The organism is Nonomuraea sp. NPDC050328, from assembly GCF_044459405.1.
Taxonomy (GTDB): Bacteria; Actinomycetota; Actinomycetes; order Streptosporangiales; family Streptosporangiaceae; genus Nonomuraea.
In genome coordinates, this window is the sequence record NZ_JBITIW010000007.1 from 431,718 (window position 1) to 445,382 (window position 13,665).

Consider the following 13,665-nt stretch of genomic DNA (forward strand, 5'->3'; position numbering starts at 1 on the left):
GGGCAGGCCAGCACACGGCGCGAACAGCGCGAATCGTTGAAGAAGCCCGAAGTCAGCTAGCGGCCGGATCGCAGAACAGCTCCTCCAGTTGCGCCCCGTTAAGGTGACGATCCAGGTGGCACCACACGTGACGGTGTCCAGTGCCGGGCATCCGGTAACTTCCCCACCGTCCGCGTGACAGAGTCTCCACGATCGCCAGCCCCCGCCCATGCTCCGACCGCAGATTCGGCACCTGCAGCGGAATACGGGTGGGAGCCGAGAAGTTCGACCCGGGATCGGTCACCGCTAACCGCAGGACGAGCGGGTCTTGCGACAGCTTGATTGTGATGGCGCTGGGACCGTCGCCTACGCTGGGGGCACCGGCGTACTTGACGGCGTTTGTGACCAGCTCCGATGCCGCCAGCATGACAATCTCCCAAGCGGTGTGGGTCCTCCCCAACCACGTGGTGATCGCCTCCCTGGCCAGATACGGCGCCCGCAAGCCGCACGCCAACCGGACTACGCCGAGTTCCTCAAGTTTCATGGGTGGGGGTACGAGGTAGATCACCGTTTCGCCTCACTACGTCCCAATCACGGGCCGCTTCCTGTTACGAGGAGAGGGAGCGATGCCCAACACATCCGCTCGCGTTTTCGTGTGGCTGGCGTCATAGTGCGACCCGGCCTGAAGAGACCATCTCAGAAAAAGCCTGTTCATAGGGCTTATTGCAAAGCACTTCCCAGGCACGAACCAAACGTGATACTACACACTGCCGTGTATTTCTCGTGCGACCCGTCAAAGGAAGAACTTTTCACCTTGGAAAACGTCGAGCCAGACCCGGAGCTGAAAGCACCTCGAGTGCAATTTGGTGATCACCTTCGCGAATATCGCATACTGGCCGGTAAGCGACAAAAGGAGCTAGCCGCCATGCTCGGCTGGTCCGTTTCGAAGATCAGTATGGTCGAACGTGGAGAACGTCCGGCTCGCGAAGACTTTGTGCGGGCAGCCGACGCCGCGCTACGAGCGAAGGGCGAGTTGCTCGCACGCTGGCGCGAGACGGTCGAGTACGCCGCGCGCTGGCCCGTGTGGCTGGCACAGTTGGCAGAGATCGAGCAGCAGGCGGACATCCTGCGCACCTGGCAGCCACTCATCGTCCCCGGCCTGCTTCAGACACCGGAGTACGCACGGTCCATCTTCTGTGGCAGGCCAGCCATCACTGCGGAAGAGATCGAGCACAACGTCGTCGCGCGAATGGAACGCCAGCGCGTCCTCCATCGCGACAGCGGGCCAACAATGTGGGCGATACTGGACGAGGGGGTCCTGACCCGACCAATTGCCAGTGAGGCGGTGATGGCTCAGCAGATGGCGCATCTGATCGCCCTGGACGAGCATCCTCGTATCAACGTGCGCGTTCTCCCATACAGTTCGTCGGTCACGACCGGCCTGCAGGGAGCGTTCGTGCTGGCTGGCGGACCGGGGATGCCGGCTATGGTCTACCTCGAGTCGATCACGATGAGTCAGATTACCGCCGATAGCGGGCGGGTGCGGGAAGTTCAGTCGAGGTACGAAATGTTGCACAACGAGGCCCTGCCTCGGCAGGCCTCCCTCCGGTTGATTGGGGAGATGGCGGAGAAATGGACGAAGTGACCGCAGGACTAGTGAAGTCGGCTGAGTGGCGTAAAGCGACCCGCTCCGGCGACAACGGCGATTGCATCGAAGTGGCCCTCCTGAAGGATGGCCGTGTGGGGCTGCGCGACTCTGAGCGCCCCGACCTGCCCCCCTACGTGGTCTCATCCTCGGTCTGGGCCGCCTTCATTGATGGCGCCAAGAAAGGAGAGTTCGATTTCTGGCGCAGCCAGTAGCAGCGGCGAGGGTCTGATTCAGCCCCAGACCCTCACCTGCCAGCGCGACCGCCTGCCGTTCACCTGCGGTCGTTGATCCAGACAGGGTTGCGGCATTCCCGGTTCAGGCCGATGGTGACGCACATCTTGAAGACATCGATACGAGAGAGGAGCGTGCTGTCGGTTCCACACCCAGACCGGGGGCCGTTCGCATCGGGCACCTTGTAGATACCGAGCATGGAAGTGGCGTATTCGGCACCGACCTGCCTATCGTCGTCCCGTAGGTCACACACGGTAATGTTCTTGCGATCAGCTGAGACGTAGACGAACCCTTCGCTGGACCCGCTGGTCCAGCCGGAGACCGGCGGGGCGGCCGAGGCCGGCCAGGCGAGCAGAGCCAGGGCAGCACTTCCGAGCAGTGCAAAGCGAACAATCATCGAGCTTCCGTTCCGTAGAGAAGATCAGAACGGCAGCCACTATGGAAGGACCACAGCTCGACTGAGAACAGCTTTGCCAGCAGTTAGACCGTGTCTTGTTTGGTGTTCAATCGTTTGGTTGATCATGGATCCGTTCATCGATTGGCTGGTTCCGGACCAGTTGTTGGAGCTGTTTCAGCGGGTGGTGCCGCCGTCGCCGACGCGCCCGCAGGGTGGTGGGCGGTGACGAGCCGATGACCGCCTGGTCTTGGCGGCGATCGTGTTTGTAGCGACCAGCGGTTGCACGTGGCGTCAGCTTCCGCCGGTCTTCGGCGCTTCCTGGCAGACGGTGCATCGCCGCTTCGCCGAGTGGAGCGCCGCCCGGGTGTGGGCCAAGCTGTATCGGATCCTGCTGGACGAGCTCGGCTCGCGCGGAGAGCTGGACTGGTCTCGATGCGCGATCGACTCGGTCAGCGTGCGGGCGGTCAAAGGGGGAGTTGACGGGCCCGAATCCTGTCGATCGCTGCAAGAAAGGCTCGAAGATCCACCTGATCACCGATCGGACCGGTCTGCCGATCTCTGTCGCGATCAGCGCCGCCAACACGCACGACAGCCTGGCACTGGAACCGCTGATCCGCAGCATCCCACCCATTCGTTCCCGCCGTGGCCCGCGCCGCCGCAGACCCGCCAAGCTCCACGGCGACAAGGGCTACGACTACCTGCACCTGCGCGCTTTCCTGCGCGGGCGCGGCATCATCCCGCGCATCGCCCGCCGCGGGATCGAATCCAGCCAGCGCCTGGGCCGCCATCGATGGGTGGTCGAACGGACGGTCTCCTGGCTGGCAGGCTGCCGACGCTTACACCGCCGCTACGAACGCCGAGCCGACCACTTCGCATCCTTCGTCGCCCTGGCCGCAGCCCTCATCTGCTACCACCGAATCACCAAATGAGACGTCGTCTTAGGCGAGGCTGACATCAAATCGGACGCGACTCGGGGCTGCCGCTCAGGTTACGGGGGCGACAACCTGAAGAGCGCGCCTGCCAGGCCGAGCGCCACTCCGACGCCGAGGGCACAGCCAAGCGGGGCCGCACAGCTCTTGGATGACGAAAGCCTGCTTGCCGTCCGCGGCGCCCTGGTGAGGGCGAACAGGTCACCGAGGTTTAGGCCGAGCCAGCTCAGGGTCCTTGCGCCGCGCCACTTCCGCTGAACGCTTGACAGGTCTGGCCTTTACCTGACCGCCCGGGGAGCGCCCGCCAAGCGGAGTAATCCATCCCGCGCATGTGCTCGCCCGCCGATGAAGCCGCGCCGAAGACCATGTAACGACCATGAACCCGGCCACTCTCCCCTCTGAGAGAGCTGAGAATCCAGAATCGGGAAACATCAGGTCAACTTGGGCATGGAGTGGCGGGGCGCCCTGGACTCCCAACCCGGAACCTGCGGATTAATAGTCCGCAGCCCTGGTGCTACCCCGCGTCACGATGTGCCGATCAATGACGGTCTTCCCGCCTGTGCCCCGCACATCGTGCCGGGACGTGACGGCACCTGACACGCCGTACCCCATGCCGAAGAGCAACCACCGAGCAACCACCGGCCATACCACCGGGCTTTACCGAACCACGATGGCGCCTCCTTTACCCGTGAATCCTACGCCGAACCCCTGGCTTTTCCCCGGCCTCCGGCGAAACGGAACCGTACCCGGGCGCCCTGGGTCATACCTGTGGAATGAGGCGAAACGATCAGCTCAACCTCATCACCATTGTGCAGGGATCTACTGAACGACCAGGTCAGGACACGTGTGATGATTTTGAAGCAGTACAGTCATCGAGTCGAGCATCGCCTGGCAGAAGGCGACCGCTCCTCTGGTCCAGTCGACGGGCGACAGGTCGGCCAGTTGCCGCATGCTCAGCCAGTTCCAGCAGCTCTCCGGATCGAACGTGAGCGGCGCGGGCGCCCCGTCGCTCACCAGAGCCTCCAGTCTCCGATGCCGCCACGTGGAGTCGGCGTACAGAGTGCCCGCCGCCGCCAGGAACGCATCGATTGTTTTGCCGACGGCGACATGAGCTGAGAGCACCGCCGAGCGGTGGTCCCCGGTATAGGAGAGGCTGAGCGCGCTGTCCAGGGCCTTCTCCGCTTCGAGTGCCGCCATCCTGCTGACGACGTGCCTGAGGCCCGCGGCCCGGAGGAGGCGCCGATGCGCGGCGGCCCGCTCCGCGCCAGCGACCGCGACGCCGTCCCAGATGTTCAGGACGGCGGTGAGCCCGCCGTCCTGGGCCGGCAGCCCGCGACGGTGCCAGGCCGAGGCCGAAGCCGCGGCGAGCTCGCTGATCGACGTCACGGCGCGCGCGATCGTGTCAGCGCTGTAGGTGATGACCTCCCACCGGGTGCCGTCTCTAAAGAAGGTCAGCCGGCCGGGGGAGACGTCCTGCTCCGGCCCGAGGACGGCATAGGCGGTCACATCGCTGTGCCGGTGAAGCCAGCCACGCGCGTAGGGGCCGGAGACGAGGAGACAGTCGACGCTCCCGACGCCGTGAGAAGCCAGTTCCTGGAGCGGACTTCGGCCGGACGCCGGGGCCGGGCTGTGCTGGAGGTGCGGAATCTCTGTGCTCCTTTGGTGGAAGGACATCAGGTGGCGCGGCGTCGCTGGCGGGCTCCGCCGTGCCGTACAGAATCGGCTGTCGCTTAGATCAGCCGCCGGTACAGATCCTCATAGCGGCTGATCATCATCGTCTCCGAGAACTGCTCCACCGCGACCCTCCGGCACTCCGCCGGTGATATCCCCGGGACGTCAGCGAGGTGGTCGGCGAGCTCATCGGGGTCATGAGTCAGGAAGCCGGTGCGCCCGTGGTCGATGAGCTCCGCCGTGGCTCCCCTGCTGAGCCCGACGACAGGCGTTCCGCAGGCTAACGACTCGATGGCGGTCAAGCCGAAGGGCTCCTCCCACCGAGTGGGCACGAGCGTGCAGAAGGCGCGGCTGTACAGATCGACCTTCTCCTCGAAATTGGCCTCTCCCAGGAACTCGACGTCGGGCCCAAGCAGCGGCTGAATGACCTCGTCGAAGTAGGTCCTTTCGATGGAGCCGGCGATCTCCTTGCAGGCGATCACCAGTCTTCTGCCGGCCTTCCTGGCGGCTTTGATCGCCAGGTCGAGGCCCTTCTTCGGGGACAGCCTCCCGACGAACAGACAGTAGTCCTCCTTCTCCTCCCTGAAGGTGAAGCGTCCGACGGGGATCCCGTGGTGGATCATGTCCGCGTAGCGGATGCCGGGCGCGTCCTTGATCTGGGCCTGGCTGATGGCGACCAGATGCACATGGTCACCGGTGGCCTGATAGACCGGCCCGAACCAGGGCGATCTGGACGGTGCGTGCATGGTGTGCACGACGGGACGGCTGGCGCCTGCGAAGGAGGCTATCGCCATCCCCACGGTATCGCTGTGGTCGTGGACGAGGTCGAACTCCTCGATGGACCGGTAGGCGGACAGCGCGTGCATCACCTCCAGTGTGCCGTTCTGCTCGTCGCCGGTCTCGTACAGCGCTCTCGGGTAGTAGCTCCGCAGGGCGGCGGAAGTCAGCGAGTCGCCTGAGGCGAAGAGGGTGACGTCGTGGCCTCGGGCGACGAGGCCTTCGGTCAGACTGCTCACGATGGTCTCGACGGCGCCGTAGCGAAGGGGAGGGGTCCTGAGCCAAGGCGGGGAGACGACGGCGATTCTCATGTTTCGGACTTCCCTGGGTGAGTGGCGGACAGGAACACCTCTTCGACTCTCTCGTGCGACAGCAGGGCGACGGCGTTGCTCTCGATCACCTGCGCCGAGTCCGCTGCCGCTCCGCCGCTGAACCCGTCCACGAAGGCCGGGTCGCTCCAGAAGAGGTGGAGGGGGAACGGGAGCGTCGTCGGCGCGGAGACGCCTGAGGAGGCGTGTACGAACGCGAGCCAGCGCATGTATTGCTCGACCAGCTCTGACCTAATCTCTTCTGGCAGGAAACGCAGCCCGCTGTTCTCGTGGCCGGTCAACGTCGCTTCGATCTCCGTCAGCGCGCCGGTGCCGCGGTCTCCTGCCGCGACGCCAGCGCTCGCGAGCACGTCGCGGACACTCGACGCGGTGAACTCCGGGGTGACGGTGAGCGGATCGAACAGCAGCACTCCCAGGACTGTTCCGTCGAGCTTCTCCGCCAGCGTGAGGGCCAGGCTCGCCGCCGAGCAGTAGCCCATGACGATGAAGGGGCCGGGGGAGGCGCGCCGGGCCTCTCCAGCCCAGTACTCCGCCTGATCCGCGAGGCTGCAGGCGGAGCCGCGTAGGCCGGGATGGCTCGTGGGATCGATCACCAGGCTGCTCGTCGAAGGGCGCAGCTCGGCCAGACCGGAGAAGGTCCGGCGGGGGACTTCACCGAGGAACTCGAAGCGCACCAGCAGAGGTGCGTCACTACCAGCAGACGGCATCGGAGGCCTCGGTATCACTGTCGCCGAGTACGTGCTCGGGCGTCTCCAGCAGCGGCGGATCGAAGGCCAGCGCGCTAATCCTCGGCGAGAACCGGGCGCGGACGTCGGGCCGGGGATGCTCCATGTACATGGCGGGCAGGAACTCGTCGATGGGCATCAGCGCCCGATCGAGCCCCGCCGCCAGCAACGTCAGCGCGGCCTCGTGGCTGAGCAGATAGCCCCACGTGCAGTAACTGAAACCGGGCCGCACAAAACCCGGCCAGGCAGGCTCGTCGGCCTCCATCGGGCAGCGTGCGAGGTAGATCAGCCCCGGCTGCTCGCGGACGCGGACCTCGGCCAGGCCCTCGGCCAGCTGGTCGAAGAAGGAGGGGAACAGGGTCGCGTCGTCCTCCAAGACCATGAAGTATGGTGCCCCGGTGCTGGCTCCCTCGCGCCAGCACGCCAGATGGCTCAGCGTGCACCCGATCTCGCCGAGCCGCAGAGGCCGGTTCCACCAGGGATTGGGGGAGGCGACAGCCCACGGGTACAGGTCGTGCCCGGCGTTGGCGAGCGCCTGCCGGGTGATGTCCGCGCCGTCGAAGAGCCCGTCCCAGTCGGAGGTGTAGGAGGCGTCGACGTGGCCGGAGAGCTGGGCGGCGATCCGCTCCCGGCGATCAGGCCGGCGCCGGAGGTTGACCACGAAGGTCGGCAGATGGACAGGCATCAGCGCTCGGCCTTCTCCCGCTTGAGCTCATCGAGATGGGCGGCGAAGCTCCTGAGCGTCCGTGTCTCGTAGAGCGCGCGCAGAGGAATGTGCTGTCCCACGACCGGGGTCAGCCAGACGATTGCCTTGGTCGCGAGGAGTGAATGCCCGCCGAGGGCGAAGAAGTCGTCGTCAGGGGTCACGCGGTCGAGCCCGAAGAGCTCTGCCCAGATTTCCGCGACCGCCTCTTCCGTCGGGGTGGCGAGGCCGGGCGACGCCTGACCGGGAGCGGCTGCGGGCGCGGGCGCGTGAAGTGCGGACCGGTCGATCTTCCCGGACCGGGTGAGCGGGAAAGCGTCGAGGAAGGTGAAGGTATTGGGCACCATGTACGACGGCAGTTTCGACGACACGTGCGCGGCCAACTCCTCGCTGCTCACGTCGACGGCGAGGATGAGATAGGCGTCAAGGCCGTCGTTGCGCGCGACGACGATCGCCCGCTCGACAGCGGGATGCTCCAGGAGCCGGATCTCGATCTCGCCCGGCTCGACGCGGAAGCCGCGTACCTTCACCTGGCCGTCCAGGCGGCCGAGGAACTCCAGGGCGCCGTCAGGGCGGGCGCGCACCAGGTCGCCGCTCCGATACAGCCGCTCACCCGGGGCACCGAAGGGGTCAGGGACGAAGGCCTGGGCGGTGAGCGCGGGTTGCCCGAGGTAGCCACGGGCGAGCCCCAGCCCGCCGATGCACAGCTCACCCGGGGTGCCGGGCTCGACGAGCTCGAGCTCCCGGTCGAGGACGTGGAGCCTGGTGTCACTGAGCGGATGGCCGATCGGGGGCCGTCCCCCCGCTTCCGCCCTGGTGATCGTGGCCGCGCTGGCGATGATGGTCGCCTCAGTCGGCCCGTAGGTGTTGATTACCTCGACGGTGTCGCCCATCTCCGCGTACCAGCCGGCGAGGGCCTGGCCGCGGAGCGGGTCGGCTCCGAGGATCACCAGCCGCAGTTCCTCGGGCCACGGAGAGCCGGCCAGTCCTTGCCAGTACGAGGTGGGCAGGTCCAGAACGGTGATCTTCGTCCCTTCGGCGAGGAGATCGGGGAGGTCCTTTCCCGGCGGCGGAAGCACCAGCGTGGCACCGGTCGTGAGGCAGGGGAAGATCTCCTCCGCATGGGCGTCAAAGCTCACGGCGGCATGCTGGTACATGTGGTCGCCAGGGCCGAGCGCGAACCGCTCCCGCATCCACATGACCCGCCGGACCAGGGCGAAATGGTCGATGCCTACACCCTTGGGCCGCCCGGTGGAACCGGAGGTGTAGATGACGTAGGCCAGCGACGCCGGGTCGGGCAGCGGCGCATCCGCCGCGTTCGCTGTACCGGTCGAGAGTTCGGCGACGTCGTGCTGGGTCAGAAGCAGCGAGATCTGTGAGTCGGCCCGCATGAACTCCTTACGGTCGGCCGGATACTCGGGGTCGATAGGGACGTAGGCGCCCCCGGCCCAGAGCACACCCAGAATCGCGATGACCAACTCGGGGGAACGGTCCATCTCGAGCCCGACCGGGACCTCCGGCCCGGCGCCTCGGCGGCGGAGTTCCCCCGCGAGTGCCGCGACCCGGCCGGCCAGTTCCGCGTAGGTCAGACGGCGCTCTCCTGCCGCGATGGCGACGGCGTCTGGGGTCTGTACGGCTTGCAGGCGGAAGAGGGCGAGGACCGTCTCGCTGCGATCGGCGGACAGGGCCGCGGGGTGGGCGGGTGGCAGGGCCGGCCAATGACCGTCGATGTACGCCAGGCACTCCTCCCGCGAACCACTCGGGCCCGCTGGCTTCCATCCCTCCGGCAGGGGCCGGTGGGCCGGCCAGATGGACTGCTGGCCGTAATCGTTGAGCGTCACCAGGTATGTGGAAGTAGGCATGGGTCTCGCTAATCGGAAGCTAATGATGGATGAGAAAAGGGTGGTAGAAGGGAACTTTGCGCGACGTTCCTGAAATCGCGACTGCTTCGCGGGAGGTATAGGTATCTCGTTCTTTACAATCGCGATCAGGGCGCGATCGGATTGCTGCGGTCTAAGATCGCCACCGCATGATGCCATTGAGTTGATATGACGGTCAACAGCGGTTTGTCACGCCGAGAAGCGGCGATGCGGAAAATTCAGAGAGCGTTCTCTTACGACTACCCAGTGTGACATTTCAGGCGACAAGACTTTGGATGTGATGATGATCACCTTGACGGCGAGAGCGGGCGGGGAGAGCCGCTTGGCGATAGATGCACGTCAAAGGCCACATTGCTCCTCCTGCAACCAAGAGGGAACATCTTGAATAGCCGACGGATGTGTGATATTACATATGGCATTGCAGTAACGCTGCGCTACTGACCCGCCCTCGGTACCAGCGGCCATATCGGCAGACCCGCGTAGCCAGAATGCATCGAAGCAGAGTCTGCTCTCGGTGATTTCGTGCTTGCCCTGGTTATTCCTGCGCTCGACGGAATACTGGGCGCGGTCGCATCATGATGAGGCGGTTAATTCATGTGCTACCACCTGATGAACTCATTTTTCCCATGGGGCATGTCGTCAGGAAGCAAACCAAGCCACGGCTCCGGCCGGGCGTTCTCGACCGGAGAGGGGATCTCATGGGGCTGGACCTCCGATGACGATCAGCCAGTCGGCCACATCGTCCCCCGGACGATTCCTGTTATGGACGGTTCGGAGCCAGGCTGCCCGGCTGTCGGCGGGCATCGCCCTCAGCGGCGCGTCCATGCTGGCCACTGCCCTCATCCCCGCAGCCATCGGGCGCACCGTCGACGAAGGAATCGCGTTCCATGACACAGAAGCGCTGTTCCGCTGGCTCCTCGTGGTCCTCGGCCTGGGGCTCGTGCAGGTGATCGCCGCCATTCTGCGCCACCGCAGCACGGTCACCTCCTGGCTCGGCGGGCTCTACCTGGCGGTCCGCACCCTCGTCTGGAAGGCGACCCGGCTCGGCGACGAGCTCACCAGGCGGGTCGGCGCGGGCGAGGTCATCACCGTCGGCATGGGCGATGTCAACTCTGTCGCCGGCGCGGCGGAGATGGTGATGCTCGGCACTGCGGCCGCCACGAGCGTCACGGTCGTCGCGATTCTCATGCTGGTCACCGACCCCACGCTCGGGGTCGTGATCCTCCTCGGTGTACCCGCCGTCTCCCTCGTCATGACAGCGCTGCTCAAACCGCTGACCCGGCGGCAGGAACAGCTGAGAACGCGGCAGGGCGAACTCGGGATGAAGACCCTCGACATCATCCAGGGCTTTCGCGTGCTGAGGGGCCTCGGCGGCGAACGCCATTTCGTGGCCGGCTACCGGCGGACCTCGAAGGAGGTTCTCCACGCGGGACTCGACGTCGCGCGCTTCGCGGCACTGATGGGAGCCGCGGGACAGATGCTTCCAGGTCTGCTGCTCCTCGGCGTGATCTGGCTCGGCGTGCACCGCGTGCTCGACGGCAGCCTCACCGCAGGGCAACTGATCGGGTTCTACGGCTACGCTACCTTTCTCGGCCCTCCGCTCCGCATCCTCATCGAGACGATCGAGAAGATCAGCAAGGGGCTGGTCTCGGCCCGGCGCATCATCCGGATCCTGTCGATCGAAGCCCCGGAGTCGTCAGACCCGACGCTGCTTCCCCCCTTCCCGGAACTGTCCGACCCGAACTCAGGCGTACGGATCCCTCCGGGGCGGCTCACCGTGGTCGCCGCGACCGATCCCACCATCGCGCGCAGCATCGGCCTGCGCCTCAGCGGCTACGGCCAGACGGAAGCGACGCTCTCGGGAATAGCCCTGTCCACCCTGCCGCGGGCCTCCGTCCGCGCGCACATCCTGCTCGCCGACCATGACGATTGGCTGTTCAACGGCATGCTCGCCGATCAGTTGGCACCGCACGGGGCCACCGACGAAGCGGTGCGGGCGGCCTTGAGCGCAGCATCTGCGGAGGACATCGTCAGAGGGCTTCCCGACGGACTCTCGACCCGAGTCACCGACTCGGGAAAGGAGTTCTCCGGCGGACAGCGCCAGCGACTGCTGCTGGCCCGCGCGCTCATCGCCGCACCGGAGGTCCTGGTGCTGATCTACCCCACCAGCGCGGTCGATGTCCACACCGAGAGCCGCATGGCGCAGGGACTGGCCCGCGCCCGTGCTGGCCGTACGACGGTGGTCTTCTCCAGCAGCCCGCTGCTCGCCACCCGCGCCGATCACGTCGTCTTTGTCGAGGAAGGCTCCGCCGTCGCCGAAGGACGGCACCAAGATCTGGTGAACGCGGAGCCACGGTACGGCTCGCTGATCGGCATGGGAGAGCGGCTTTGACGAACGAGCGGCTTCGGGTCGCCGACACGGCCGAGACCCACCGATACGCGAAAGAGCTGATCAGGGCCAACGACCGCGCCTTCCTCGGCACCGTGCTCCTCCACACCGCTGCCGTCGGAGCCGGGCTCGGAGCGCCACTCCTGCTGGGGTGGCTGGTGGAGGACATACGGGACGGCGTCGCCGAACCCGGCCTGATCATCGCCTGCGTGCTGGCCCTCCTCCTCGCACAGGGCGCGCTCACCCTGGCTGCGCTGAACTCCTCAGCTCAGCTTGGGGAGAAGGTACTCACCCGGCTTCGTGAGGACTTCGTCGCAAACATGCTGCGGCTGCCGACTGCCCTGTTCGAGCGGGCAGGCACCGGCGAGCTCCTGACCCGCAGCTCGCACGACGTCTCTACCCTGGCCAACGTGGTGCGACGAGCGGCACCCCAGATCTTCATCGCGGTCGTGACGTGCCTGCTAACCCTGGGAGCCCTGGTGGTGCTCAACCCGATCCTGGCCGTGCCCGGCCTTCTCGGCATCCCGCTCCTGTGGTACTCCTCGCGGTGGTACCTGTGCCGGGCGCGCGAGGGCTACCTCCGCGAGCGGTCCTCCTACGCGGGCGTCGTCGACGGGCTGACGGAGAGCATCCAGGGAGCTCGCACCGTGGAGGCGCTCGCCCTGGCAGCCCTGCGGGTCGCGCGCACCGAGAGCGACATCGAACGGTCATGGGGAGCCGAGCTCTACACGCTGCGCCTGCGGACCATCTGGTTTCCTTCGGCGGGTCTCGCCTGGGTGCTCCCCCTGACCGCCACCCTCGCCCTCTCCGGCTACCTGTACGCGGAGGGGGAACTGCCGCTGGCGCACGTCGTGGCCGCGGCGCTGTACGTCCACCAGTTGGCCGATCCCCTCGACCGGTTCGTGACGTGGATGAACGAACTGCAGGCTGGGCAGGCCGCCCTTTCCCGGGTGCGCGGCGTGGCGCAGCCGCCCCGGCCGCCCGCCGATCCGCTCCAGTCCCTGGACGTGACCTCGCCCCGCGACGGGCGGCTGGTGATCGACCAGGTGTCCTTCTCCTATCGCGAAGGCGTCGATACCCTGCGCGAGGTCTCCCTGGTCGTCGAGGCTGGCGAGAGGATAGCACTGGTGGGCGCCTCCGGCGCAGGGAAGACGACGCTGGGGCGTCTGGTGGCCGGGGCGTATGAGCCCGCCAAGGGGTCGATCCTCCTGGACGGCCGGCCGTTAACACTCACCTCGGAGCAGGACGACCTCCTGCCGGGGCTCGCTTCAGAGCAGGACGCCCTCCCGTCGGGGTCCGCTTCAGGGCGGGATGATCGGCGGCGTGTGGCCCTGGTGGCCCAGGAGCACCACGTGTTCAGCGGCACCCTGCGCGACAATCTCACCGCCGCCGACCCCCGGGCCTCGGATGCGGAACTCCGCAGAGCGCTCGACGTGGTCAAGGCGACCTCGTGGGTGGCCCGTCTCCCGCAGGGGCTCGACACAATTCTCGGCGCCGACGCCTTCGCGGTCTCACCCGCCCAGGCGCAGCAATTGGCGCTGGCGCGCATCGTCGTCGCGGATCCGCAGGTCATCGTTCTCGACGAGGCGACGTCCTTCCTCGACCCCCAGCTGGCTAGAGATCTCGAGTCGGCGATGACGGAGGTGTTGTCCAGGCGCACCATCATCTACATCGCGCACCGGCTCCACACCGCCCGAGACGCCGACCGGATCGCCGTCATGGAGGAGGGCAGGATCGTCGAGCTCGGCACGCATGATGATCTGCTGTCGCGTGACGGCGCCTACGCCCGCCTGTGGCGCGCGTGGTGTCTCCCGGCGACGACGTCCGGAGAGGGGCAGGGGGCGAACCGCACCCGGAGCGGTGGGTGCGCAGGGGCCACCCGCCCGAGCAACGGGACCGGGATACGCCGGGACGCCCAGTCCCCTCTCCACAAGTGAAACAGGCACGTGCGGGTGGTCTCGGCCGGGAAACCGACCAGCGATCAAGGTGGGAGCTTCCCTGAGCCCA

At 66.5% G+C, this 13,665-nt stretch carries 11 protein-coding genes and 1 pseudogene; 5 read left to right on the forward strand and 7 right to left on the reverse strand.

Annotated elements, in window-relative coordinates; genetic code table 11:
* Positions 1 to 52: 52 nt before the first annotated feature.
* Positions 53 to 523, reverse strand: a complete 471-nt coding sequence (locus ACIBG7_RS27335) for an ATP-binding protein (RefSeq protein WP_397338095.1) — start codon at positions 521 to 523, stop codon at positions 53 to 55.
* A 270-nt stretch (positions 524 to 793) separates the two neighbouring features.
* Between ACIBG7_RS27335 and ACIBG7_RS27340 the strand changes: the two genes are divergently transcribed.
* Both ACIBG7_RS27340 and ACIBG7_RS27345 read left to right on the forward strand, forming a co-directional pair.
* Positions 794 to 1,624 (forward strand): helix-turn-helix domain-containing protein, encoded by an 831-nt coding sequence (locus ACIBG7_RS27340; RefSeq protein WP_397338096.1) that lies wholly within the window; start codon positions 794 to 796, stop codon positions 1,622 to 1,624.
* The gene (locus ACIBG7_RS27345; RefSeq protein ID WP_397338097.1) at positions 1,612 to 1,839 is read left to right on the forward strand and encodes a DUF397 domain-containing protein; all 228 of its coding nucleotides are present in this window, start codon (positions 1,612 to 1,614) and stop codon (positions 1,837 to 1,839) included. The genes ACIBG7_RS27340 and ACIBG7_RS27345 overlap by 13 nt, the downstream gene beginning before the upstream one ends.
* Positions 1,840 to 1,898: 59 nt before the next feature.
* Here the strand turns inward: ACIBG7_RS27345 and ACIBG7_RS27350 are convergent, their stop codons facing one another.
* Positions 1,899 to 2,255 (reverse strand): hypothetical protein, encoded by a 357-nt coding sequence (locus tag ACIBG7_RS27350; protein WP_397338098.1) that lies wholly within the window; start codon positions 2,253 to 2,255, stop codon positions 1,899 to 1,901.
* 124 nt (positions 2,256 to 2,379) lie between these two features.
* On the opposite strand from ACIBG7_RS27350, the pseudogene ACIBG7_RS27355 reads away from it, so the two are divergent.
* Positions 2,380 to 3,184: pseudogene (locus ACIBG7_RS27355) on the forward strand (IS5 family transposase).
* 819 nt (positions 3,185 to 4,003) lie between these two features.
* Here the strand turns inward: ACIBG7_RS27355 and ACIBG7_RS27360 are convergent.
* From ACIBG7_RS27360 to ACIBG7_RS27380, 5 genes are all read right to left on the reverse strand, one after another.
* Positions 4,004 to 4,690, reverse strand: a complete 687-nt coding sequence (locus tag ACIBG7_RS27360) for a hypothetical protein (protein WP_397338099.1) — start codon at positions 4,688 to 4,690, stop codon at positions 4,004 to 4,006.
* A 224-nt stretch (positions 4,691 to 4,914) separates the two neighbouring features.
* Positions 4,915 to 5,943 (reverse strand): glycosyltransferase family 4 protein, encoded by a 1,029-nt coding sequence (locus ACIBG7_RS27365; protein WP_397338100.1) that lies wholly within the window; start codon positions 5,941 to 5,943, stop codon positions 4,915 to 4,917.
* A complete protein-coding gene (locus ACIBG7_RS27370) occupies positions 5,940 to 6,635 on the reverse strand; it encodes a hypothetical protein (protein WP_397338101.1) in 696 nt (231 codons plus the stop codon). The genes ACIBG7_RS27365 and ACIBG7_RS27370 overlap by 4 nt, the downstream gene beginning before the upstream one ends.
* A 16-nt stretch (positions 6,636 to 6,651) precedes the next feature.
* On the reverse strand, positions 6,652 to 7,371 hold the full coding sequence (locus tag ACIBG7_RS27375; RefSeq protein ID WP_397338102.1) for a glycosyltransferase family 25 protein: 720 nt from the start codon (positions 7,369 to 7,371) through the stop codon (positions 6,652 to 6,654).
* Positions 7,371 to 9,428: an amino acid adenylation domain-containing protein gene (locus ACIBG7_RS27380; protein WP_397338103.1), complete on the reverse strand. Its 2,058-nt coding sequence runs from the start codon at positions 9,426 to 9,428 to the stop codon at positions 7,371 to 7,373. The genes ACIBG7_RS27375 and ACIBG7_RS27380 overlap by 1 nt, the downstream gene beginning before the upstream one ends.
* Before the next feature lie 556 nt (positions 9,429 to 9,984).
* Between ACIBG7_RS27380 and ACIBG7_RS27385 the strand changes: the two genes are divergently transcribed.
* Entirely contained in the window at positions 9,985 to 11,661 is a 1,677-nt protein-coding gene (locus tag ACIBG7_RS27385; RefSeq protein WP_397338104.1) for an ABC transporter transmembrane domain-containing protein, read from the forward strand.
* Entirely contained in the window at positions 11,658 to 13,595 is a 1,938-nt protein-coding gene (locus ACIBG7_RS27390; protein WP_397338105.1) for an ABC transporter ATP-binding protein, read from the forward strand. Before ACIBG7_RS27385 ends, ACIBG7_RS27390 begins: the two co-directional genes overlap by 4 nt.
* Positions 13,596 to 13,665 lie beyond the last annotated feature (70 nt).